This is a genomic window from Nocardia sp. BMG51109 (assembly GCF_000526215.1).
GTDB lineage: Bacteria > Actinomycetota > Actinomycetes > Mycobacteriales > Mycobacteriaceae > Nocardia.
In genome coordinates this window covers 1,337,544-1,356,946 of record NZ_JAFQ01000004.1, presented here as the reverse complement: position 1 = coordinate 1,356,946, position 19,403 = coordinate 1,337,544, and the positions used below count along the sequence as shown (strand labels likewise).

Annotated in this window: 14 protein-coding genes; 9 read left to right on the top strand and 5 right to left on the bottom strand. The window is 70.7% G+C overall.

The window, feature by feature from the left end; all coding sequences use genetic code 11:
• The first annotated feature begins 10 nt into the window (after positions 1-10).
• The 6 genes from D892_RS0107305 to D892_RS0107280 all read left to right on the top strand — a co-directional run bounded on the left by D892_RS0107305 (position 11) and on the right by D892_RS0107280 (position 11,484).
• Complete coding sequence (locus tag D892_RS0107305) at positions 11-859, top strand: ABC transporter ATP-binding protein (RefSeq protein ID WP_024800615.1); 849 nt, start codon at positions 11-13, stop codon at positions 857-859.
• A 244-nt stretch (positions 860-1,103) separates the two neighbouring features.
• Positions 1,104-8,144 (top strand): non-ribosomal peptide synthetase, encoded by a 7,041-nt coding sequence (locus tag D892_RS0107300; protein ID WP_198036854.1) that lies wholly within the window; start codon positions 1,104-1,106, stop codon positions 8,142-8,144.
• 37 nt (positions 8,145-8,181) lie between these two features.
• Positions 8,182-9,174, top strand: coding sequence for an ABC transporter substrate-binding protein (locus tag D892_RS0107295; protein WP_024800613.1), 993 nt, complete (start codon positions 8,182-8,184; stop codon positions 9,172-9,174).
• Positions 9,171-10,403 (top strand): enterobactin transporter EntS, encoded by a 1,233-nt coding sequence (entS, locus tag D892_RS0107290; RefSeq protein ID WP_024800612.1) that lies wholly within the window; start codon positions 9,171-9,173, stop codon positions 10,401-10,403. Before D892_RS0107295 ends, entS begins: the two co-directional genes overlap by 4 nt.
• On the top strand, positions 10,403-11,239 hold the full coding sequence (locus tag D892_RS0107285) for a siderophore-interacting protein (RefSeq protein ID WP_024800611.1): 837 nt from the start codon (positions 10,403-10,405) through the stop codon (positions 11,237-11,239). The genes entS and D892_RS0107285 overlap by 1 nt, the downstream gene beginning before the upstream one ends.
• Entirely contained in the window at positions 11,236-11,484 is a 249-nt protein-coding gene (locus tag D892_RS0107280) for a phosphopantetheine-binding protein (RefSeq protein ID WP_369801736.1), read from the top strand. The genes D892_RS0107285 and D892_RS0107280 overlap by 4 nt, the downstream gene beginning before the upstream one ends.
• Positions 11,485-11,519: 35 nt before the next feature.
• On the opposite strand, the gene D892_RS0107275 is transcribed toward D892_RS0107280, so the two are convergent.
• The gene (locus tag D892_RS0107275) at positions 11,520-13,163 is read right to left on the bottom strand and encodes a (2,3-dihydroxybenzoyl)adenylate synthase (RefSeq protein ID WP_024800609.1); all 1,644 of its coding nucleotides are present in this window, start codon (positions 13,161-13,163) and stop codon (positions 11,520-11,522) included.
• 85 nt (positions 13,164-13,248) lie between these two features.
• On the opposite strand from D892_RS0107275, the gene D892_RS0107270 reads away from it, so the two are divergent.
• Genes D892_RS0107270 through D892_RS0107260 form a run of 3 tightly spaced genes read left to right on the top strand, consistent with a single transcriptional unit; the run spans position 13,249 to position 15,925 of the window.
• On the top strand, positions 13,249-14,049 hold the full coding sequence (locus D892_RS0107270; RefSeq protein WP_036566810.1) for a 2,3-dihydro-2,3-dihydroxybenzoate dehydrogenase: 801 nt from the start codon (positions 13,249-13,251) through the stop codon (positions 14,047-14,049).
• Entirely contained in the window at positions 14,046-15,206 is a 1,161-nt protein-coding gene (locus D892_RS0107265) for an isochorismate synthase MenF (RefSeq protein WP_232236021.1), read from the top strand. Before D892_RS0107270 ends, D892_RS0107265 begins: the two co-directional genes overlap by 4 nt.
• Before the next feature lie 47 nt (positions 15,207-15,253).
• Positions 15,254-15,925, top strand: coding sequence for an isochorismatase family protein (locus D892_RS0107260; protein WP_024800606.1), 672 nt, complete (start codon positions 15,254-15,256; stop codon positions 15,923-15,925).
• A 61-nt stretch (positions 15,926-15,986) separates the two neighbouring features.
• On the opposite strand, the gene D892_RS0107255 is transcribed toward D892_RS0107260, so the two are convergent.
• From D892_RS0107255 to D892_RS0107240, 4 genes are all read right to left on the bottom strand, one after another.
• Entirely contained in the window at positions 15,987-16,475 is a 489-nt protein-coding gene (locus tag D892_RS0107255; protein WP_024800605.1) for a DUF1269 domain-containing protein, read from the bottom strand.
• Positions 16,476-16,521: 46 nt separating this feature from the next.
• The gene (locus D892_RS0107250) at positions 16,522-18,342 is read right to left on the bottom strand and encodes an alkyl/aryl-sulfatase (protein WP_084161472.1); all 1,821 of its coding nucleotides are present in this window, start codon (positions 18,340-18,342) and stop codon (positions 16,522-16,524) included.
• A gap of 219 nt (positions 18,343-18,561) precedes the next feature.
• Positions 18,562-18,879, bottom strand: coding sequence for an SHOCT domain-containing protein (locus tag D892_RS0107245; RefSeq protein ID WP_024800603.1), 318 nt, complete (start codon positions 18,877-18,879; stop codon positions 18,562-18,564).
• Positions 18,880-18,894: 15 nt separating this feature from the next.
• On the bottom strand, positions 18,895-19,362 hold the full coding sequence (locus D892_RS0107240; RefSeq protein ID WP_232236020.1) for a DUF6325 family protein: 468 nt from the start codon (positions 19,360-19,362) through the stop codon (positions 18,895-18,897).
• Positions 19,363-19,403 lie beyond the last annotated feature (41 nt).

Here is a 19,403-nt window from a genome sequence, read left to right as displayed (position 1 = left end):
GGAAGCGACGATGCACGAAAAACCCGGTACCCGTGCCGAATCGGCACCCGACACCGCGAATCGGCCTCGGCTGCACGCGGATCGGGTCCGGCTCGGCTACCGCGGCCGGACGATCAGCGATCAGCTGTCGGTGGAGATTCCCGACGGGGAGTTCACCATCGTCATCGGTCCGAACGCGTGCGGCAAATCCACTCTGCTGCGCGCTCTTTCGCGCCTGCTGATGCCGGAATCCGGTGCGGTGGTGCTGGACGGCAAGGCGATCACGGAGTACCGGGCCAAGGAGGTGGCGCGCCGGATCGGGCTGCTGCCGCAGACCTCCCTCGCGCCGGACGGGATCCGGGTCGGCGATCTGGTGGCGCGCGGCCGCTATCCGCATCAGTCGATGCTGCGGCAGTGGTCCCGCGACGATGAGCGGGCCGTGGCCGACGCGCTGGCCGCCACGGGTGTGACGGAACTGTCGGCGCGGCCGGTGGACGAGTTGTCCGGCGGACAGCGCCAACGCGTCTGGATCGCCATGGTTCTCGCGCAGGGAACCCCGATCGTGCTGCTCGACGAGCCCACCACCTACCTGGACATCGCTCACCAGATCCAGCTGCTGGACCTGTGCCGCACCCTGAACCGGGATTCCGGCCGCACCGTGGTCGCCGTCCTGCACGACCTGAACCACGCCTTCCGCTATGCCGACCACCTCGTCGCGATGAAGGACGGCCGGGTGGTCGCGGCCGGGGCGCCGCGGCGGATCGTCACGGCCGAACTGGTGCGCGAGGTCTTCTCGCTCGACTGCCGCATCATCGACGATCCCGAAACCGGTGCGCCGCTGGTCATTCCGGTGGCCGCGAAGGCGCCCACCGACAAGTAATGGGATTAATCGAACAATTAGTACCATTTGGACTTAAGTTAGGCTAACCTAGTTTTCGGCCCGCCCGGGGACGTCGAACTGGAACCTCGGAGTTTCGGGCGGGCCTCGAGCGACGGCGATGTTCGGCCCCCGCGGGCCCCGCAGACCCCGCCGGTCGGGGCGTCTCGGTGGTCCCCTGCCCGTCTCCGGTCGGAGCGGGCCGGGACCGCCGGGCCGAATGTCGTTGATGGTGAAGGGAGTTGCCGTGTTGCCAGTCGGGCAGGAGGTGGACTCGGCGGACACCGATTCCGGTTTGCCGCTGACCGGACCGCAGCTGGGTATCTGGAACGCCCAGCGTTTCGATCCCGAATCCGGCCGGTATCTGGTGGGCGAGGTGCTGGAGATCTCCGGCGACTCGGCGATCGATATCGATCTGCTGGCGGAGGCGATCCGGCGCACCGTGGCCGAGGCCGAGAACATGCGCCTGCGGTTCCGGGAAACGCCGGAGGGGCCACGGCAATTCGTCACTGACGGCGCGGCGGTGCTGCGTCCGACGATCGATCTGCGCGCGGCCGCCGACCCGACGGCCCTGGCACACGAGGCGGTGGCGCTGGAACGTCACCGCGCCGCCGAACACTGCCGCGGCATGGTCGACCGGCAGCTGTACAACTACACGCTGATCCGGCTCTCGGACAGCGAGGTGTGGTGCGTGCAGCTGTACCACCACCTGATCGTCGACGGATACAGCGCGGCGCTGCTGTCGCGCCGGGTCGCCGCCCACTACACCGCCATGCGCCGCGAAAAGGCCGTGGCCAAGCGGACTTTCGGCACCATCGCCGGGCTGGTGCGGGAGGAGCAGGAATATCGCGCGGGCGAACAGTTCGAACGGGACCGGGAGTTCTGGCGGGAGCAGCTCACGCCGTGGCCGGATCTGGACGGTCGCGGCGGGCACGTCGGCGGGGCGGTGGAGCGCACCCTCCGCACCGAGGCGGTGTTGAGCGCGACCGGCTTCGCCCGGCTGCGCGAATGCGCCGACCGATACGGCCTGAACTGGACCGACGTATTCGTCGCCTGCTACGCCGCGTTCCTGAGCCGTCGGCTCGGCACCTCCGATGTCGTGATGTCCATGCTGCTGATGGGCCGCGTCGGCCGGGCCGCGCTGACCACCCCGGCCATGGTGGTGAACGTGCTGCCGCTGCGGCTGGCCGTGCGGGCCGACGACCGGCTGGGCGAACTCGGGCCCCGGGTGGCCGAGGCCATGCGGGAGATCCGGGCGCATCAGCGCTACAGCGGTGACGATCTGGCCCGGGACTTCCACGGCGCGGGCGTCGGCGAACTGCTGCACGGCGTCGGCATCAACCTCAAGGTCTTCGACTTCGCACTGGACTTCGACGGGGCGCGCGGCGTGCTGCGCAATGTGGCCGGCGGGCCGCCGGAGGATCTCGGCCTGACGGTGACGCCGCTGCCGGACGACTCGGTGCTGCTCGGCTTCGAACCGGACGCGCGGATCAACGATCCCGAGAACGTGCGGCGCGACCTGGACGGGCTGGTGCGGGTGCTGGAGGCATTCACCGGCAGCGAGAAGCCGTCCGTCGGCTCGCTCGAACTGCTGGACGGCGACACCCGCACCCGGCTGCTGTCGGAGCGGTCGGTCCCGTCGAGAAATGCGGCGGCCGAACCGGTTACGGACGCGCTGGCCCGGCTGACGGCCGAACAGCCCGGCGCGATCGTCCTGAGCGTCGGCGACGCACAGTGCACGGCGGCCGAATTCGTCCGCCGGGTGCACCGCCTCGCGCGCTATCTGCGCGCCCACGCGGTGGGGCCGGAGGCGATCGTCGGTGTGGCGCTGCCGCGTTCGGTGGATTTCGTGGTCGCGCTGTTCGCGGTCTGGCGGGCCGGTGGCGTGTATCTGCCCTTGGATCCGGAACATCCGGTGCCGCGGCTGCGCGCGACGATCGATGACGCCGCGCCGGCGCTCGTGCTCAGCGCCGGTGCGCTCGCCGCCGAACTCGGTGCCGAGGCGGTCGACACCGCCGCTCCGGAGTTCCGGGCAGAGCTGGACGAGTATCCGGAAAATCCTGGCAGCGCAGACGAATTCGGTGAAATTCTCCCGGAGCACGGCGCGTATCTGATCTACACCTCGGGCTCGACGGGCCGCCCCAAGGGCGTGCTGATCGACCACGCGGCGCTGGCACATCTGCTCACCACCCACCGGTCCGGGATGTACGCGGAGACCGCGGCCGGTGATCGGCGGCTGCGGATCGCCCACACGACCTCGTTCGCCTTCGACGCCTCGCTCGATCCGCTGCTGTGGCTGCTCGACGGGCATCGGGTGCACGTGTACGACACCGATATCCGGCGCGATCCGGCGGCCTTGGTGGCGGCGTTCGCGCGGGACCGCATCGATGTGGTGGACGGCACGCCCGCGCTGGTCGCGGCGCTGCTCGAGCACGGGCTGGCCGATACCGCGCCGCGGTTGCTCGCGCTCGGCGGCGATGCCTGCGCACCCGGCCTGTGGCAGGAGATCCAGCGGGCCGGGATCGCGGCCGTCAACCTGTACGGCCCGACCGAGCTCACCGTCGACGCGATCCGCGCGCCGGTGCGGGGCGACGCTCCGGCCATCGGCCTGCCGCTGCCCGGAACTCGGGTCTACCTGTTGGACAACGGATTACAACCGGTCGCCGACGACCGGATCGGCGAGCTGTACCTGGCGGGGCCGCAGGTCGCGCGCGGCTATCGGGGTCGCGGCGGTGCGACGGCCGAACGGTTCGTTCCCGATCCGTTCGGGCCTGCGGGCGCGCGCATGTACCGCACCGGCGACCGGGCGCGCTGGATGCCCGGGCGCGGCTACGAATACCTGGGCCGGGCCGACAATCAGGTGAAGATCCGCGGCCACCGCGTGGAGCTGAGCGAGGTGGAGGCGGCCCTCGGCGGGCTGCCGCAGGTGCGCGCCGCGGCGGCCGACATCCGCGAGATCGCCGGGCGGCCCACCCTCGTCGGATATGTCGTGCCGGTCCGCGACACCGCCCCCGGCGCGGTCGAATTGCGTTCGCGGCTGGTGGATCTCGTGCCCGACCACATGGTGCCGTCGCGCCTCGTCGTCGTCGGCGAGCTGCCGCACACGGTGAACGGGAAACTGGATCGCGCGGCACTGCCCGAGCCGTCGTCGGAGACCGGCGGCCGGGAGCCGTCCACCCCGGCCGAACGCACGGTCTGCGAGGTGGTGGCGGCTGCCGTCGGGCATCCGGCGGTCGGCGTCGACGACGACTTCTTCGGCGTCGGCGGCGACAGCATCACGGCGGTCACCGTCAGCAGCAGGCTGCGCGAGCGCGGCCTGATCCTGTCGCCGCAGGAGCTGCTGACCCGGCGCGGACTGGGCGAACTCGCCGCTCACGCAACGCCTGTCGCCGAGCGTGCCGCCGGGCCCGAACCCGCCCGCCGCCGGCCGTCGTCGGCCCTTCCGCAGGCGGCCGTCGACCGGCTGACCGCGCGATACGGCCCGATCGCCGACGTGCTCCCGCTGTCGCCGCTACAGGAGGGGCTGCTGTTCCACGCGCTGCGCGACGGGGACCACGACATCTACACCATGACCGCGCGTTTCGCCTTGCGCGGCAGCGCGGATCCGGACCGGCTGGCGGCGGCGTTCGAGCGGATGCTGTCCCGGCACCCGAATCTGAACGCCGCGTTCTGCTATGACCTGTTCGACGAGCCGGTGCAGGTGCTCCCGCGCGCGCCCCGATTATTCTGGCGGGTGGCGGACCTGCGGGCGCTGCCACCCGGCGAGGTCGAGCGCGCCGTGGCCGCGGCCGAGGCGAGCGCGGCCGCCGAACCGTTCGATATCGCCGAACCACCGCTGTTGCGCGCCTTGCTGATTCGGGTGTCCGATGATTCCCAGCGGCTCGTCCTGATCGCGCACCATCTCCTCGCCGACGGCTGGTCCGTGCCGATCATGGTGCGGGAGACGCTCGCGCTGTACCGGGACGAGGAACTGCCCGGCCCGGCCTATTACGGGGACTATCTGGCCTGGCTGGCCGACGGAGACGCCGAGGCGACGGCGGCCCGCTGGCGCGACTATCTCGGGGGACTGGCCGCCCCGACGCTGGTCGGCCACGCCGGGCAGCGGTCGCGGTCGGTGCGGCTGGATGTGCCGTTGCCGGACACCGTGATTCCGGCGCTGGAGGAACTCGGCCGCGCGCACGGCCTGACGATGAGCACCCTGATCCAGGGCGCGTGGTCGCTGGTGCTGGCCGACCATCTGGGCCACCCCGACGTGGTTTTCGGCACGGTCGTCTCCGGCCGCCCGGCGGACCTGCCCGATGTGGAGCGGGCCGTCGGCTTGTTCAGCAATACGATTCCGGTTCGCCTGCACCTGGATCCGCACCGCACGCTGCCCGACCAGCTCGCCGAGTTCCAGCGGCGGTCGTTCGAGATGCAGAACCACGGCCATCTGGACCTGGCGACCGTCGAGCGGGGTTCGGCGCTCGGCCGGCTCTTCGACACCCTGGTCGTCTACGAGAACTTCCCGAAATCGGCCCTGCGGCAACCGGATACGCACGCCCTGCGGGTGGCCGACGTGGCGGTCGACAGCCTGACCCACTTCCCGATCACCGTGACCGCCCGGCCCGGAGAGCCGTTCGTCCTGATGCTGCACCACGACCCGGCGGCGGTCCCGGACGCCACGGCCGTGCGGCTGACCGAACACCTGGGCGCCGTACTCACCGCCCTGGCGGCCGATCCCGGCGCCACCGCCGCGGCCGTGACGCACGCGACCACGCCCTGCGAAACCCGCGGCGACACCCTCGCGACGTGGGGCACGGCGATCGATCCCGACGCGCCGGCCGTCACGCTCGGTGACATCACCGTCGGTTACCGGGAGTTCGAGTCCCGCGCCAATCGTCTTGCCCGCTGGTTGATCTCGCGGGGAGTCGGCCCCGAGACGGTGGTGACCGTCGCCATGCATCGCGGCATCGACTCCGTCGTCGCGGCCCACGCGATCGCCCGGTCCGGCGGCGTCTACCTGCCGGTGGATATCGAACAACCCGCCCAGCGCATCGACCTGATCCTCGAAACCGCCGCCCCCGCACTGGTTCTCACCACAGCCGAGGACGGGTTCGGTACCGAGCGCGCACCGGTCTTCGCCGTGGACGAGCTGGATACCCGCGGACTTGCCGATACCGCGATCACGGACGCCGAACGAATCGCGCCGCTGCGCCCGGACAACGCCGCCTACCTGCTGTTCACCTCCGGCTCCACGGGTGTGCCGAAGGGCGTGAGCGTCAGCCACGCCTCGATCGTCAACACCTTCGACTGGTTGCAACGCCGCGAGGAGTTCGGTCCCGGCGACACGGTGCTGTACCGCACCCCGCCGACCTTCGACGCCTCGCTGCTGGAGTTGTACCTGCCGCTGCACGTCGGCGCCCGGATCGTGCTGACCCGCCGGGACGGGCACCGCGACCCCTATTACCAGGCGCGGCTCCTGCGCGACGAGCGGGTGACGGCGATCCAGATGACGACGTCGATGCTCACGGTCCTCGCCGAGGAGGCCGATCTGACCGGATGCACCGCTCTGCGGTGCGTCTTCACCGGCGGCGAACCGCTGCCCCCGGCCACCGCGCGCCGGATGCGGGCGCTGACGGGAACTCGGGTGAACAACCTGTACGGGCCCACCGAGGCCGCGGTGTGCATCACCTACCACGCGGCCACGGACGCCGACACCGTGACCGTGTCGATCGGCATCCCCGCGCACAGCTCCGGGGTCCGCGTCCTCGACGAACGGCTGCGCCCGGTACCCGCCGGGACCGTGGGCGATCTGTACCTCACGGGCGTGCAGCTGGCCCGCGGCTATCTGGCGCGGCCCGGCCTGACGTCGGGCGCGTTCGTCGCCGATCCGCAGGGCGGCGGCGAACGCATGTACCGCACCGGCGATCTCGTGAAGTGGACGGCGGACGGCGAACTGGAGTACGTCGGCCGCAGCGACAGCCAGGTGAAGCTGCGCGGCCAGCGCATCGAACTGGGTGAGATCGAGGCGGCGCTGCTGACCTGCGACGGCGTGGCGCAAGCGGTCGTCCTCCTGCGCGAGGACACCGTCGGCGATCAGCGCCTGGTCGCCTACCTCATCGCCCGGTCCGGAACCGGACTCGACACCGAGGCGGTCCGGTCGCAACTGCGGGCGGCCCTGCCCGCGTACATGATTCCCGCCGCCTTCGTCGTGCTCGACGAGATTCCCCGGACGGTCAGCGAGAAGATCGACCGCAAGGCGCTGCCCGCGCCGGCAGCCGAACCGGAAGCCGCTGAGCCGCAACCGGTTCGGATCCCGATGGATACCGGGGACGAGAGGCTGCTCGGCGCGGTCCGCGAGGCGATGGCCGCCGTGCTGTCGGCACCCGACCTCGGACCGGACGACGACTTCTTCGCCGCCGGCGGCCATTCGCTCACCGCGGTCCGGTTGATCGGCCGGCTGCGGCGCGCGGGCATGTCGGCGGTGCTCGACGACGTGTTCGCCGCACCGTCGGCACGGGCGCTCGCCTCGCGGGTCACCGCCTCCGGGGAGGAATCCGAATCGGCCGGCGACGGCCTCGCGATGCTGGGCAGCCGCCTCGATCACGTGCTGGAACTGCGCCCCGGCGGCTCGGCGGCACCGTTGTTCTGCGTCCACCCGGTGGGCGGCACGGCCTGGCAGTTCGGGCCGCTGGCCCAGCTGCTGCGGGCGGACCGGCCGATCGTCGGATTGCAGCTGCCCAGCCTGAGCGACAACGGTTTTCACGCGGAGACGCTCGACGATCTGGCACGGCACTACCTGGCTACGATCCGCCGGATCCAGCCGCGCGGTCCCTACCACCTCCTCGGCTACTCCCTGGGCGGCAACATCGTGCATGCGGTGGCCGCGCAGCTGGCGGCGGCGGGGGAGTCGATCGCATACATCGGGCTCGTCGACTCCCACTCCGTCACCGATCTCCTCGAACAGGCGGCCGGAACCCTGGCGAATCCGGACAGCCTCGACGAACTGCTCCCGGAACTGCCGAGCGACGCTCCCGAGCTGGCGGCCGTCATCCGCACGGCCGCAACGGAATTGCTCGGGATGGTCACTCGCTCCGCCGCGCCGGTCTACGACGGTCCGATGGCGCTGTACGCCGGCGATCCCGGTACCCATCCCGAGCGCACCGACGCGCAGCTGGCCGGGTGGCGGTCCGAAGGAGCGCGGCTCACGGTCCGCCGGCTTCCCTACTCGCACTTCGACATCGTCTCCCCGACCGGGTGGGCGGAGGTCGCGGCATTGCTCGATGCCGATCCGGCGATCCGCCGGTGACCCTCTCCCGCAACGCGAACAGAAAGACCACGCATCGATGACGCTGTACCGAACGCCGGCCCGGCTGCGCGCCGCCGTCGCCCTGTTGATTCTCACGCTCGTCGCCGTAGCGGGGTGCGGCTCCGCGGACACCGCGTCGCCGTCGGGGCAGACCCGGCCGGTGTCGACCGAACGCGGAACCGTCGAGGTCCCCGACGATCCCCAGCGGATCGTCGTGCTCAACGGCGCACTGGCCGGATACCTCTACGACCTCGGCGTCCCGGTGACGGCCGCCGACCCCCGGGTGCTCGGCGTCACCAACCGCACCGGGAGCTTCCCGCCCGCCTGGTCCGCGGACGCGGAAAAGCAAGGTACTCAGGCGCTTCCGATCGGCGAGAGCATCAACCTGGAACTCGTCGCCTCGCAGCGGCCGGACCTGATCATCGGCGGCGGACAGGGTTTCACCGCGCAGCAGTCCATCGACGCCTACGACCAGCTGAGCGCGATCGCCCCGACCGTGCTGGTGCCCGCGAAGACGGTGGACTGGCAGGCGCAGCTCCGGCTGATCGCCGACGTGGTGGGGCGCCCGGACCGCGTCGACGGCCTGATCGGCGCCTATCGGGACAAGGTCGCGAAGGTGAAGTCGTCGATCAAGGCGCCGCCGGGCGCCGCCGCGTTCTACCAGTCGCGCCGGGATCAGAAGCCCACGCTCATCCTGCCCGACGCCGCGCTGCCCACGCTGCTGGCCGAGGTCGGCATCACCGCCGACGACCGGGTACTGGCCAAGGCCGGTAATCCGGCGCACGACGAGGCCGCCGACTGGATCCAGTTCAGCCCGGAGCTGCTCACCGGCATCGTCGACGCCCCGCTGGTGTTCGTGCTGCCGCTCGACGGCGGCCGGGGTCTGGCCCAGCTGGCCCAGGATCCGGCCTACGCCCAGCTCCCGGCGTTCAAGTCGGGCAACGTCTTCGAACTTCCCGCCACCAGCTACCGCCCCGACTATCGGGGCGTCATGGACACCCTCGACCTGATCATGGAGCGGTTCACATGACGGCGGTCGGCGGCCTGCTCGTCGACATCTCGCCGCTGCGCGCCAGCCGGGAGTTCCGTTGCGCGTTCGCCGCCCGGCTGGTGTCGGTGCTGGGTATCGGGCTGCTCATGGTGGCCCTGCCCGCCCAGGTCTACGAGCTCAGCGGATCCACGCTGCACGTCGCCGGGGTCACCACGGTGACCGCGGTCGCCCTGTTCGCCGGGAGTCTGGGCGGCGGGGTGATCGCGGACCGGTACGACCGGCGCGATGTCATCCAATGGTCCCGCACCGCAGCGGGTCTCGGGTTTCTCACGCTCGGCGTGAACGCGGTGCTGCCGGATCCGCAGCTGCCGGTGATCTATGTGGCCGGTGTCATCGACGGACTGGCCGGCGGTATCAGCGGCTCCGCGCTCATGGCGCTGGTCCCGCTGCTGGTCGGCCGGGAGAAGGTGGCCGCCGCCGGCGCGCTGACCACGCTCACCTCCGATCTGGGCACCATGATCACCCCCGCCATCGCCGGCCTGCTGATCGCGAAAACCGGTGTGTCCGCGGCCTTCTTCCTCGCGGCCGGCGCCACGGTCGCGACCGTCGGGTTCGTCCGGGCGATCGGGCCGCAGCCGCCGCCGGCACGGGATGTCGGTCATCCCTTGCACGAGTTGGCCGAAGGCGTGCGATTCGCGGTGCGGCACAAGGCCATTCGTGTAGCGCTGCTCACCGGCCTGATCGCCATGCTGGGCAGCGGGCCGCTGGTGCTGCTGCCGGCCTTCGCCGACGTCAGCCTGGGTGCCGGCAGCACCACCCTGGGCCTCCTGTACGCCGCACCCGGCGCCGGCGCCGTGCTCGGGTCGCTGACCAGCGGCTGGATCGGCCGCAGCCGCCGGCCCGGCCGCGCCCTGCTGCTCGCGTCGGCGCTCATTCCGCTCGGCGTGATCGTGGCCGGGCTGTCGCCGTACGCCGCGGTCGCCTTCCTCGGACTGGCCGGATTCGGCGTGGCCCGGGCGGTGAGCATGGTGCTGCGCTACACCGTGCTACAGCAGTTGGCCCCGGAGGAGTTCCGCGGCCGGCTGTCCGGACTCCTCATGGTGCAGGCGGTCACCGGCACGGCCGTCGGGTCGATGGTGGCCGGTCTGGTCGGTCAACTATTCACGCCCGCAACCGCTCTCATCGTCTACGGGACCGCCGTGCTGGTGCTCGGCGGGGTGGCGGCGATCGTCGCCGGACCGCTGCTGGGAAAGGAGGAGAAGCCCTGATGGATCGTGCCGCATACGCCGAACGCATCGCGGAGGTGCTGGCCGGAGCGCACGGCGCCAAGGTCGGCTATCCGATCGGGCTGTGCGAGGTGGAGGTGATCCGCAGCGTGCCGGTCGGTTCCGGGCTGCTGCGCCTCACCTTCGGCGGGCCGGACCTGTCCGGATTCCACAGCTACGTGCCGGACGAACATGTGCGCCTGGTCTTTCCGGACGAGGAGGGCGTCCTGCGCCTGCCGGAGCGCGACGGGTTGTCGCTGGAGTGGGGGAACCCGCGGCCGGTGTCGCGGGAGTACACGGTGCGCGACTTCCGTCCCCAGGCCCGGGAATTGGATATCGACTTCGCGATCCACCCCGGCGGCCTGGCCTCCGAGTGGGCGCTGGCCGCCACGCCGGGCACCCGGATGTACATCGCGGGACCGCCCGGGGGAGTCGTGGTCCCCGAAACGTACGACCGCTACCTGTTCGCCGGCGACATCACCGCGCTGCCCGCGATCGCCCGCTGGCTGGAGTGGTTGCCGCGCACCGCATCTGGCTGGGCGTTCATCGAGGTGCGGGATGCGGGCGAGGAGATCCCGCTGGATCCGCCCGCGGGCGTCCGGGTGCGCTGGGTGCATCGCGGCGAGGCGAAACCGGGAACCGGGGACGCGCTCGAGAAGGCCGTCCGAACCGTGGAAGTGCCTGCCGGGCAACGGGTCTACGTGTGGATGGCCGGTGAGGCCGGTTGGCTGCGGCCGCTGCGCCGCTGGGTGCGCAACGAACTGGGCGTGGGCCCGAAGGACTACCTGATCGCCGGCTACTGGAAGCACGGCGTGGCGGATTTCGATCGTGAGGAATGACAGTGAGCAATGCGGAGCAGAGCGCGATGCCGGGTGAGCAGCGCGTGATCGATGACCTGGCAGCGGTTCTCGGGCTACCGCCGGACGAGCTGTCCGCCGACACCAATCTGCTGGACGCCGGCCTGGACTCCGTCCGCATCATGTCGCTGGTGCAGAAGTGGCGTTCGGAGGGCTACGCCGATATCGACTTCCCGATGCTCGCCGCGGATCCGGTGCTGGGCGCCTGGCTGGAGGTGCTCTCGTGACCGGTGGCGCGGCCGCGGCCGCGCCACCGGCCGGGTCAGCTTCCGGCGGCCTGCTCGGCCAGGTGCTGCCGCAGGTCGCGGCGGCTGGTCTTGCCGACCCCGGTCTCCGGGAAGTGGTCGACGACCACCACGGCGTCCGGCATCTTCCAGGCCGCCACGCCGCGCTCCCGGACGAAGGCCCGGACCGTGGTCAGTGTGAGCTTGTGCTCCGGGTCGGCCGGTTGCACGAACGCGCAGATGCGCTGTCCCAGAACGGGGTCGGGCGTACCGACGATCACCGCGTCGCGCACCGCCGGATGTTCGAGCAGGTGGGCCTCCAGCTCCTCGGCCGACACCTTCTCCCCGCCCCGGTTCACCCAGTCGCCGGCCCGGCCCCGCACCACCAGGTTGCCGTCCGGCCGCAGGCGCACGATATCGCCGGTGCGGTACCACCCGTCGTCGGTGAAGCTGCGGGCGTTGGCGTCCGGATTGTTGTAGTACCCGCGAATCGTGTACGGGCCGTGCGTGATCAGGTTGCCGTCGGTTCCCGGCGGCACCTCGGCGCCGTCGTCGTCGACGACCTTGATCCGGTCGAGCTCGGACATCGGGCGGCCCTGGGTGCCGACCACCGCGTCGAGCGGATCGTCCAGGCGGGTGTAGCAGACCAGGCCCTCGGCCATGCCGAACACCTGTTGCAGGGTCACCCCGAGCGCCGGGCCGACGCGCCGCGCCAGCTCGTCGGGGCAGCGCGCGCCGCCCACCAGCACCACCCGCAGGCTGGACAGGTCCGGCCCGGTGCCGGCCTCGGCCTGCTCCACCCACAGGCGTGCCAGCGGCGGCACCAGGCCCGTGATGGTGACGCCGAACCGTTCGATCGCCCGGAACGCCACGCCCGGCGTGGGATCCGGGGTGAGCGCGATCGTGCCGCCGGCCCACAGCGCTCCGAGAATGCCGGGGGAACTCATCGGAAAGTTGTGTGCCACGGGCAGCACCGCCAGATAGACGCTGTCGCTGTCGAGTTCGCAGATCTCCGCGCTGCGCCGCACGCTGTAGAGGTAGTCGTCGTGCGTGCGGGGGATGAGCTTCGGTATGCCGGTGCTGCCCCCGGACAGTTGCAGGAAGGCGACGTCGCCCGCGTCCGGGGCGGGCAGATCGCCGGGCTCGTCCCGGAATTCGCCGATGTGCCGGATGCCCTCGGGCAGTGCGTCATCGTCGTCGACGACGAGAATGTGCCGGAGGGTGTCGACCTCGGCGCGAATCGAATTCGCCAGCGCCGCATAGTCGAAGAACTGATGCGTGCCGCAGGTGATCATCGCGACCGCGCCGCTCGCGGCGGCGATCGGCACCAGTTCCGCGCGCCGATGCGCGGGCAGGCAGAACACCGGCAGCGCGCCGAGCCGGAACAGCGCGAAGATCACCTCGACGAATTCGGCGCGATTGGGCAGCTGCACGAGAACCCGGTCCCGGGAACGGATTCCGAGCCGGGACAGGCCGGTGGCGAGCGAGCGGGTGCGACGGTCGAACTCGGCGTAGGTCCAGCGATGCGCGTCGTCGACGACGGCGAGTGCGCCGGGGGTGGCGGCCGCCCGCGCGGCCAGCACGTCGCCGAAGGTCTCCCCGGTCCAGCAGCCCTCCTCTCGGTACTGCCGCGCCAGGTCCGGTGGCCACGGGGTGAAGCCGGGAAGGACGGTGGAAGGCATTGTGGGCCACCTCGTTTCGGGAAGACGGTCGGTTTCGCGAGAACCGAGCATACACATTTATTTAAGTTAGGCTAACCTTACTTTTATGATCGAATCGGGCAAATCGGTGGTCGTCGTCACGGGCGCGGCCGGCGGTATCGGAGCGGCGATCGCGGCCGGACTCGCGGAGGATGCGAAGGTCCTGTCGCTGTGGGACCGCGATCCGCGGATTCACGGCGTGGCCCGCGACATCGGCGAGAGCGCACCGGGAACCGAGTGCGCCGCCGAGGTGGTCGACGTCACCGACCCGGCGCGGATCGGCGCCGCATTCGACCGGATCGCCGCCGATCACGGCCCGGTGGACGTGCTCGTGCACGCCGCGGGCGTGATGGAACCCGGCAGCGCGCTGGATATTTCGCCGGATGCCTGGGAGAGGTGCCTGGCCGTCAACACGACCGGGGCCATGCACGTGACCCAGCGCGCGGCCCGCGATATGGCCGCGGTCGGCCGCGGTTCGATCGTGGTCGTCTCCTCCAATGCCGCGAACACCCCGCGCATCGCCATGGCCGCCTACGGCGCGGCGAAGGCCGCGACGACGGCCTTCACCCGGTCGCTCGCGCTCGAGGTCGCCCCGCGCGGCGTGCGGGTGAACCTGGTGTCGCCCGGGTCCACGGATACGGCGATGCTGCGCGGCCTGTACGCCGACGGCGACGAGCCCCTGGACGCGCCCGCGCGCACCAGCCTGCTGGACGGCGACCCTGGCGCCTACCGGCTCGGAATCCCCTTGCGGCGCATAGCGTCTCCGGCCGACATCGCCGCCGCAGTCCGCTTTCTGGTATCCGACGGCGCTCGCCATATCACCATGCACGATCTGCGGGTGGACGGCGGCGCCACGCTCGATATGTGACCGAGAGGATGATCACCATTTCCGGCATACCCACCGATATCTCGGAACCCGCCTTTGTCCTGTCCCGACCGCACCGGACGGTGACGGCCGGCCGCGCCGGACAGGTCTTCCGGTCCGCACACGATGCGGTCGCCGCACTGCGCAGCGGGAAGGTCACCCATATCGTGGGCGCGCTGCCGTTCGCGGTCGGCGCGCCCGCCGCGCTGTGGGCGCCCACGTCGTTCACGGCGACCGACGGCAGCCATCGGCCGTCCGAGGACGGCACACCACCCGCGCTGGAGTTCGACGCGGCCCTGCCCGCGCCGGAGGTCCACCGGCAGCGCGTCGCCGCGGCGGTGCGACTGCTGGGCGATCCGGCCCATCCGGTACGGAAGGTGGTGCTGGCCAGGGTGATTCGGGCCCGAACGGCCTGCCCGGTGCGGGCCGGTGAACTGCTGGACCGGCTGGTGTCGACCGACCCGATGGGCAACGGATATCTCGTCGACCTGTCCGCCGCCGGCGCGCCCTATCAGGGCCGGCATCTGGTGGGTTCCAGTCCGGAAGTGCTGATCCGGCGCGAGGACACGGGCGTGTTCAGTTATCCCCTGGCGGGTTCGGCGCGGCGCGTGCCGGACGACGACCGGGCGGATCGGCAGGCCGCCGACGCCCTGCGCGTCTCGGCCAAGGACCAGCACGAGCACCGGTACGTCGTCGACCACGTCAGTGATGTGCTGCGGGACCGGTGCGCCGAGGTGCGCACCCCGGCAACCCCGGAACTCACCGGCACTCCCGAGATGTGGCATCTCGGGACACCGCTCACCGCCACCGTGCCGGCCGACGGACCGTCGGCGCTGGAGCTGGCCGTGGCCCTGCACCCCACCCCCGCGGTCTGCGGCACGCCCACCGCGGAGGCCGCGCGGCTCATCGCCGAGATCGAGGGCCACCGCGGCTTCTACGCCGGCGCGATCGGCTGGTGTGACGCCGACGGCAACGGCGAGTGGATGGTCGGAATCCGTTGTGCCGAACTGTCGTCCGACGGCATGAGCCTGCTCGCGCACGCCGGCGGCGGCATCGTGGCGGATTCCGATCCGGCCGCCGAACTCGCCGAGACCACCGGAAAGTTCCAGCGCATCCTCCGGCCGCTCGGTATCTCGGAAAGTTCCGTCACCGTCGCTTGATCCGTACTCGGCCTGATCCGCCGCAACCAACGACCCGGAGATTAGCCATGCCCATCCCCCCGATCGCGCCGTATCCGCTGCCCACCGCGGCGGAGGTGACGGCCAACCAGGTGCCCTGGCGGCTCGAACCCGGCCGCGCCGCGCTGCTGATCCACGACATGCAGCGGTATTTCCTGGCGGCCTACGACCCGGACAGCGACCCGGTCCGCACCTTCGTCGCGAATATCGCCCGATTGCGAAACCGCTGCCACGAGTTGGGAATTCCGGTGATCTACACCATGCAGCCGGGCAATCAGCATCCCTCCCGCCGCGGCATCCTGGCCGATTTCTGGGGCACCGGAATGGCCCAGGGCCCCGACACCGACGTGATCGACGCCCTGCGCCCGGACCCGCGCGACATCCAGGTCACCAAGTGGCGCTACTCCGCGTTCCAGCGCACCGACCTGCGCGAGCTGCTCGGCTTCCGCAACCGGGACCAGCTCGTGGTCACCGGCGTCTACGCGCATATGGGCGTCATGCTCAGCGCCGCAGAGGCTTTCATGAGCGATATCCACCCGTTCTTCGCCCTGGACGCCACCGCCGACTTCACCCGCGACGAACACCTGATGGCCGCGAACTACACCGCCCGCCGCTGCGGGGCGGTCCTGACCACCGAAGATCTCCTGCACCAGCTCGAACCCGCCCCCGCCGAGCCCGCCACCCCCGAACCCGCCGGCTGATCGGCGCCACCGCGCGCCATGAGGCAAAGCTCATGGCGCGCAGGTCTTCTCGGTGGATCGGTTACTCGGCGAACACCGATCGAAGCTGGTCCTCCTGTTCGCGGGACAGGTTGGTCGAGATCAGTTCCGCCTGCTGGCCCTGGAATCGCTCGTGCACGCGATCCACGGTCGCGTCCGAGGTCAGCACGAACAGGGCCGATGTCCCGGGGGTCACCTTCTCCTTGATCTGGGCGATGAACTTGTCATCGATCCCGACGTCGGTCATCGATCCGGTCAGCGCGCCGAGACCGGCGCCGAGCGCGGCGCCGAGCAGCGGAACGAAGAACAGGATCCCGAACAGGAGACCCCAGAACGCGCCGCTGAGCGCGCCCGCGCCGGTGAGGCTGCGCAGCTGTTCGGTCTTGGGTTTCTTCGCCCCCTCCGGCCACCGGACCACGGCCGCATCGTGCACCGTGATCAGGTTTTCCGACTGTAGTTCCTTCAGCGTGTGGGCCGCGGTGTCGGCACCGGTGTCGGTGGGGAATTTCCACACGGTCAGCGTTCCAGCCATCGTGTCGGTCCTTTCTTGTCGTTCGGGGTCTCGCCGGTCGTGCGGATCAGGGGACGACGATCGGGAAGCGCGGATCGGGAGCGTCCAGCAGTCCGGTGAGCGTTTTCAGTACGCCGGGGTCTCCTTCCGTGCTGACGCCGTCGAGGGATGCTCCCGAAAAGATGTGCAGTAGTTGAGTTTTGGTGACGTGCAGGGTGAGATCGGCGGCGCCGACGAGCGGGGCGGCCGTGGTGTGGGTGCGGTGGGTGAGGGCGCCGTTGGACAGGGTGAGCCGGACGATGCGGGCCTGGTCGGTGAGATCCCAGTCCATGGTGAGACGGCCGGCCTCGGCGGCGCGGAGACCATCGATGTGGACGGCGAGGGAGTCGATGAGCATGTCGATCGTGAGGGCGCTCAGCATCTCCGGATTGCTGGTGTCGAGTTCGGTCGCGGTGACGCCGTGCCGCAGTTCCTGCGCGCCGACGAGATAGAAGTTGCGCCACGGCCCGTTCTCGGCGCCGTACCCGAGTTTCTCGTAGACCTCGGCGAGGGCGTCCTTGGCGCCGCCGTGGCCGGGTTCGGCGAAGACGGCGTGGTTGAGCAGGGTGGCGGCGAATCGCAGGTCGCCGTCGTCGAGGTAGGCGCGTCCCTTCGCCACGACGGCGTCGACGCCGCCGTAGTCGGCGACGTATCGTTTCGCCTGCTCGACCGGCGGATGTTCCCACAGGTGCGCCGGGTTGCCGTCGAACCAGCCCATGTAGCGCTGGTAGACGGCCTTGACGTTGTGGCTGGTCGACCCGTAGTAGCCGCGGTTGGCCCACAGCCGGTCCAGGTCGGGCGGGAACCGGAATTCCTCGGCGATCTCGGATCCGGTGTGGCCCCGGTTGGTCAGTCGCAGGGTCTGGTCGTGCATGTAGGCGTACATGTCGCGCTGCCCGGCGAGCCATCCGGTCCAGTTGTCGGTGCCCCAGGTGGGCCAGTGGTGCGAGGCGAAGGCGACATCGGCCTTGTCGGCGAACAGCGCGATGGCCTCGTCCAGGTAGTGGGCCCAGATGCGGGTGTCGCGGACGAGTGCGCCGCGCAGGGTGAGCACGTTGTGCATGTTGTGGGTGGCGTTCTCCGCCATGCACAGGGCGCGGTGGTCGGGGAACAGGAAGTTCATCTCGGCGGGCGCCTCGGTGCCGGGCGTGAGCTGGAAGACCATGGTGACGCCGTCGATCTTCTCCTCCTGCCCGGTCTCGGTGATGTCGACGGTGGGCGGCACGAGGCCGACGCTGCCGGTGGAGGTGGTCATGCCCAGGCCGGCGCCGATCTGTCCGTCCGGGCCCTTGCCGAGCCCGGCGCCGTACATGAAGATCGCGCGGCGGGTCATCGCGTTGCCGGCGTAGACGTTCTCGCTGACGGCGTGTTCGAGGAACCCGACGGGGGCGAGGATGGGGATCGAGTCGTGGCCGTCCGGGAGAACGCCGCGTGCGCCGCCGAAATGGTCCGCGTGCGAGTGCGTATAGACGAGGCCGGTGACGGGTCGGTCGCCGCGGTGCTCGCGGTACAGCGCCAGGGCGGCGGCCGCGCATTCGGCCGAGATCAGCGGGTCGATGACGATGACGCCCCGGTCGCCCTCGACGAGGGTCATATTCGACAGGTCGAGGTTACGAACCTGGTAGATGCCCTCGGTGACCTCGAACAGGCCCTGCTTGTTGCACAGTTGGGCCTGCCGCCAGAGGCTGGGGTCTGCGGTGGGCGGGCAGTCACCGTCGAGGAAACGGTAGGCCTCGCCGTCCCAGACCGTGCGGCCGTCGGCGGTGGTGATGAGGGCGGGTTGGAGTGCCGCGATGAATCCCCGTGCTGCGTCGTCGAAGTCGGTGGTGTTGTCGAAGTCCAGCGGCATGGTCATGATGTCCTCGTTTCCGGATCTGTCGATGTGCGTCACGGGGCAGCCGGCTGGGGAGAACGGTAGGGCTCGGGAAGCAGGCCGGGATCACCCCTCGAGGGTGAATTCGGCACGGCGGGAGCAAACTGTCCGGCCGCCGGACGGCCATCGCCCGGACGGCGACCGCCCGGACGGCGACGACTGCGGGCGACGCCGGACCGTGTGCGCCGGTATCGGTCACCGCAGCAGTTGCGCCTTCGCGGCCGCGAACTCCTGGTCGGACAGCGCGCCCGACGCGTGCAGCTCGCCGAGCCGCTGCAACTTGTCGACCAGGTCGTCACCGGGCTGATCGGGTGCCGCGGGCGGCGGCGCGTATTGGGCCGGCTGCTGGGCGTACGCCTGCTGCTGGGTGTATGCCTGCTGTTCGGCGTTGCGCTGCTGGCTGTGGCGATCGACGGCATTGGCAGTGGCCCGGGCGGTTCCGGCCACGACCGCGGTGCGCGCGACCGCCCCGAGCAGGCCCGGGCGGCCGATGCGTCCTGCGCGAAATACCATGGGGCAGTTCCCTTCTCACGAGACCGCGAGCGCCGCGTCGACGGCGTCGCGGGGGATCCGGACGTGCAGGGCGAGCTCGCCGCCCGCCTCGGCGATGGTGGTGGCGAGCCGGCGCGCCCAGGTCTGCTCGTACACGACGACGACGGCCGAGGTGCCCGGGTCCATCGAGGCCCGGACGATGTCGAGGTCGGCGTCGCTGACCAGACCGCGCGGTTCCACGGGCAGGCCGTCGAGCCCGAGGTCCTGCAGCGGCTCGTCCACCTCGACCTGCTCGACGCGACCGGCCTCGTCCTTCGCGAGATAGATCAGGTCGATGATCGTCGCGTCGCCGTGGTCCACCACCTCCCGCAGCGCATCGACCACCGGCGGTGCGGCTCGCCTGCCGGGGAAGGTGAGTACTGCCAGTTCCACTGGGCCCAAACCGTTATCGGTGATGACCCGATTGCCGCTGTCAGTCATGACCCGATCGCTGTTGTCAGCCATGATCCGATCGTGCGGAAAACGGTTGCTCCACACATCATCCG

Coding starts and splice junctions, on each gene's coding strand:
- D892_RS0107305 (WP_024800615.1), top strand. CDS start 11: ATGCACGAAAAACCCGGTACCCGTGCCGAATCGGCACCCGACACCGCG.
- D892_RS0107295 (WP_024800613.1), top strand. CDS start 8,182: ATGACGCTGTACCGAACGCCGGCCCGGCTGCGCGCCGCCGTCGCCCTG.
- entS (WP_024800612.1), top strand. CDS start 9,171: ATGACGGCGGTCGGCGGCCTGCTCGTCGACATCTCGCCGCTGCGCGCC.
- D892_RS0107285 (WP_024800611.1), top strand. CDS start 10,403: ATGGATCGTGCCGCATACGCCGAACGCATCGCGGAGGTGCTGGCCGGA.
- D892_RS0107280 (WP_369801736.1), top strand. CDS start 11,236: ATGACAGTGAGCAATGCGGAGCAGAGCGCGATGCCGGGTGAGCAGCGC.
- D892_RS0107275 (WP_024800609.1), bottom strand. CDS start 13,163: ATGCCTTCCACCGTCCTTCCCGGCTTCACCCCGTGGCCACCGGACCTG.
- D892_RS0107270 (WP_036566810.1), top strand. CDS start 13,249: ATGATCGAATCGGGCAAATCGGTGGTCGTCGTCACGGGCGCGGCCGGC.
- D892_RS0107260 (WP_024800606.1), top strand. CDS start 15,254: ATGCCCATCCCCCCGATCGCGCCGTATCCGCTGCCCACCGCGGCGGAG.
- D892_RS0107255 (WP_024800605.1), bottom strand. CDS start 16,475: ATGGCTGGAACGCTGACCGTGTGGAAATTCCCCACCGACACCGGTGCC.
- D892_RS0107250 (WP_084161472.1), bottom strand. CDS start 18,342: ATGCCGCTGGACTTCGACAACACCACCGACTTCGACGACGCAGCACGG.
- D892_RS0107245 (WP_024800603.1), bottom strand. CDS start 18,879: ATGGTATTTCGCGCAGGACGCATCGGCCGCCCGGGCCTGCTCGGGGCG.
- D892_RS0107240 (WP_232236020.1), bottom strand. CDS start 19,362: ATGGCTGACAACAGCGATCGGGTCATGACTGACAGCGGCAATCGGGTC.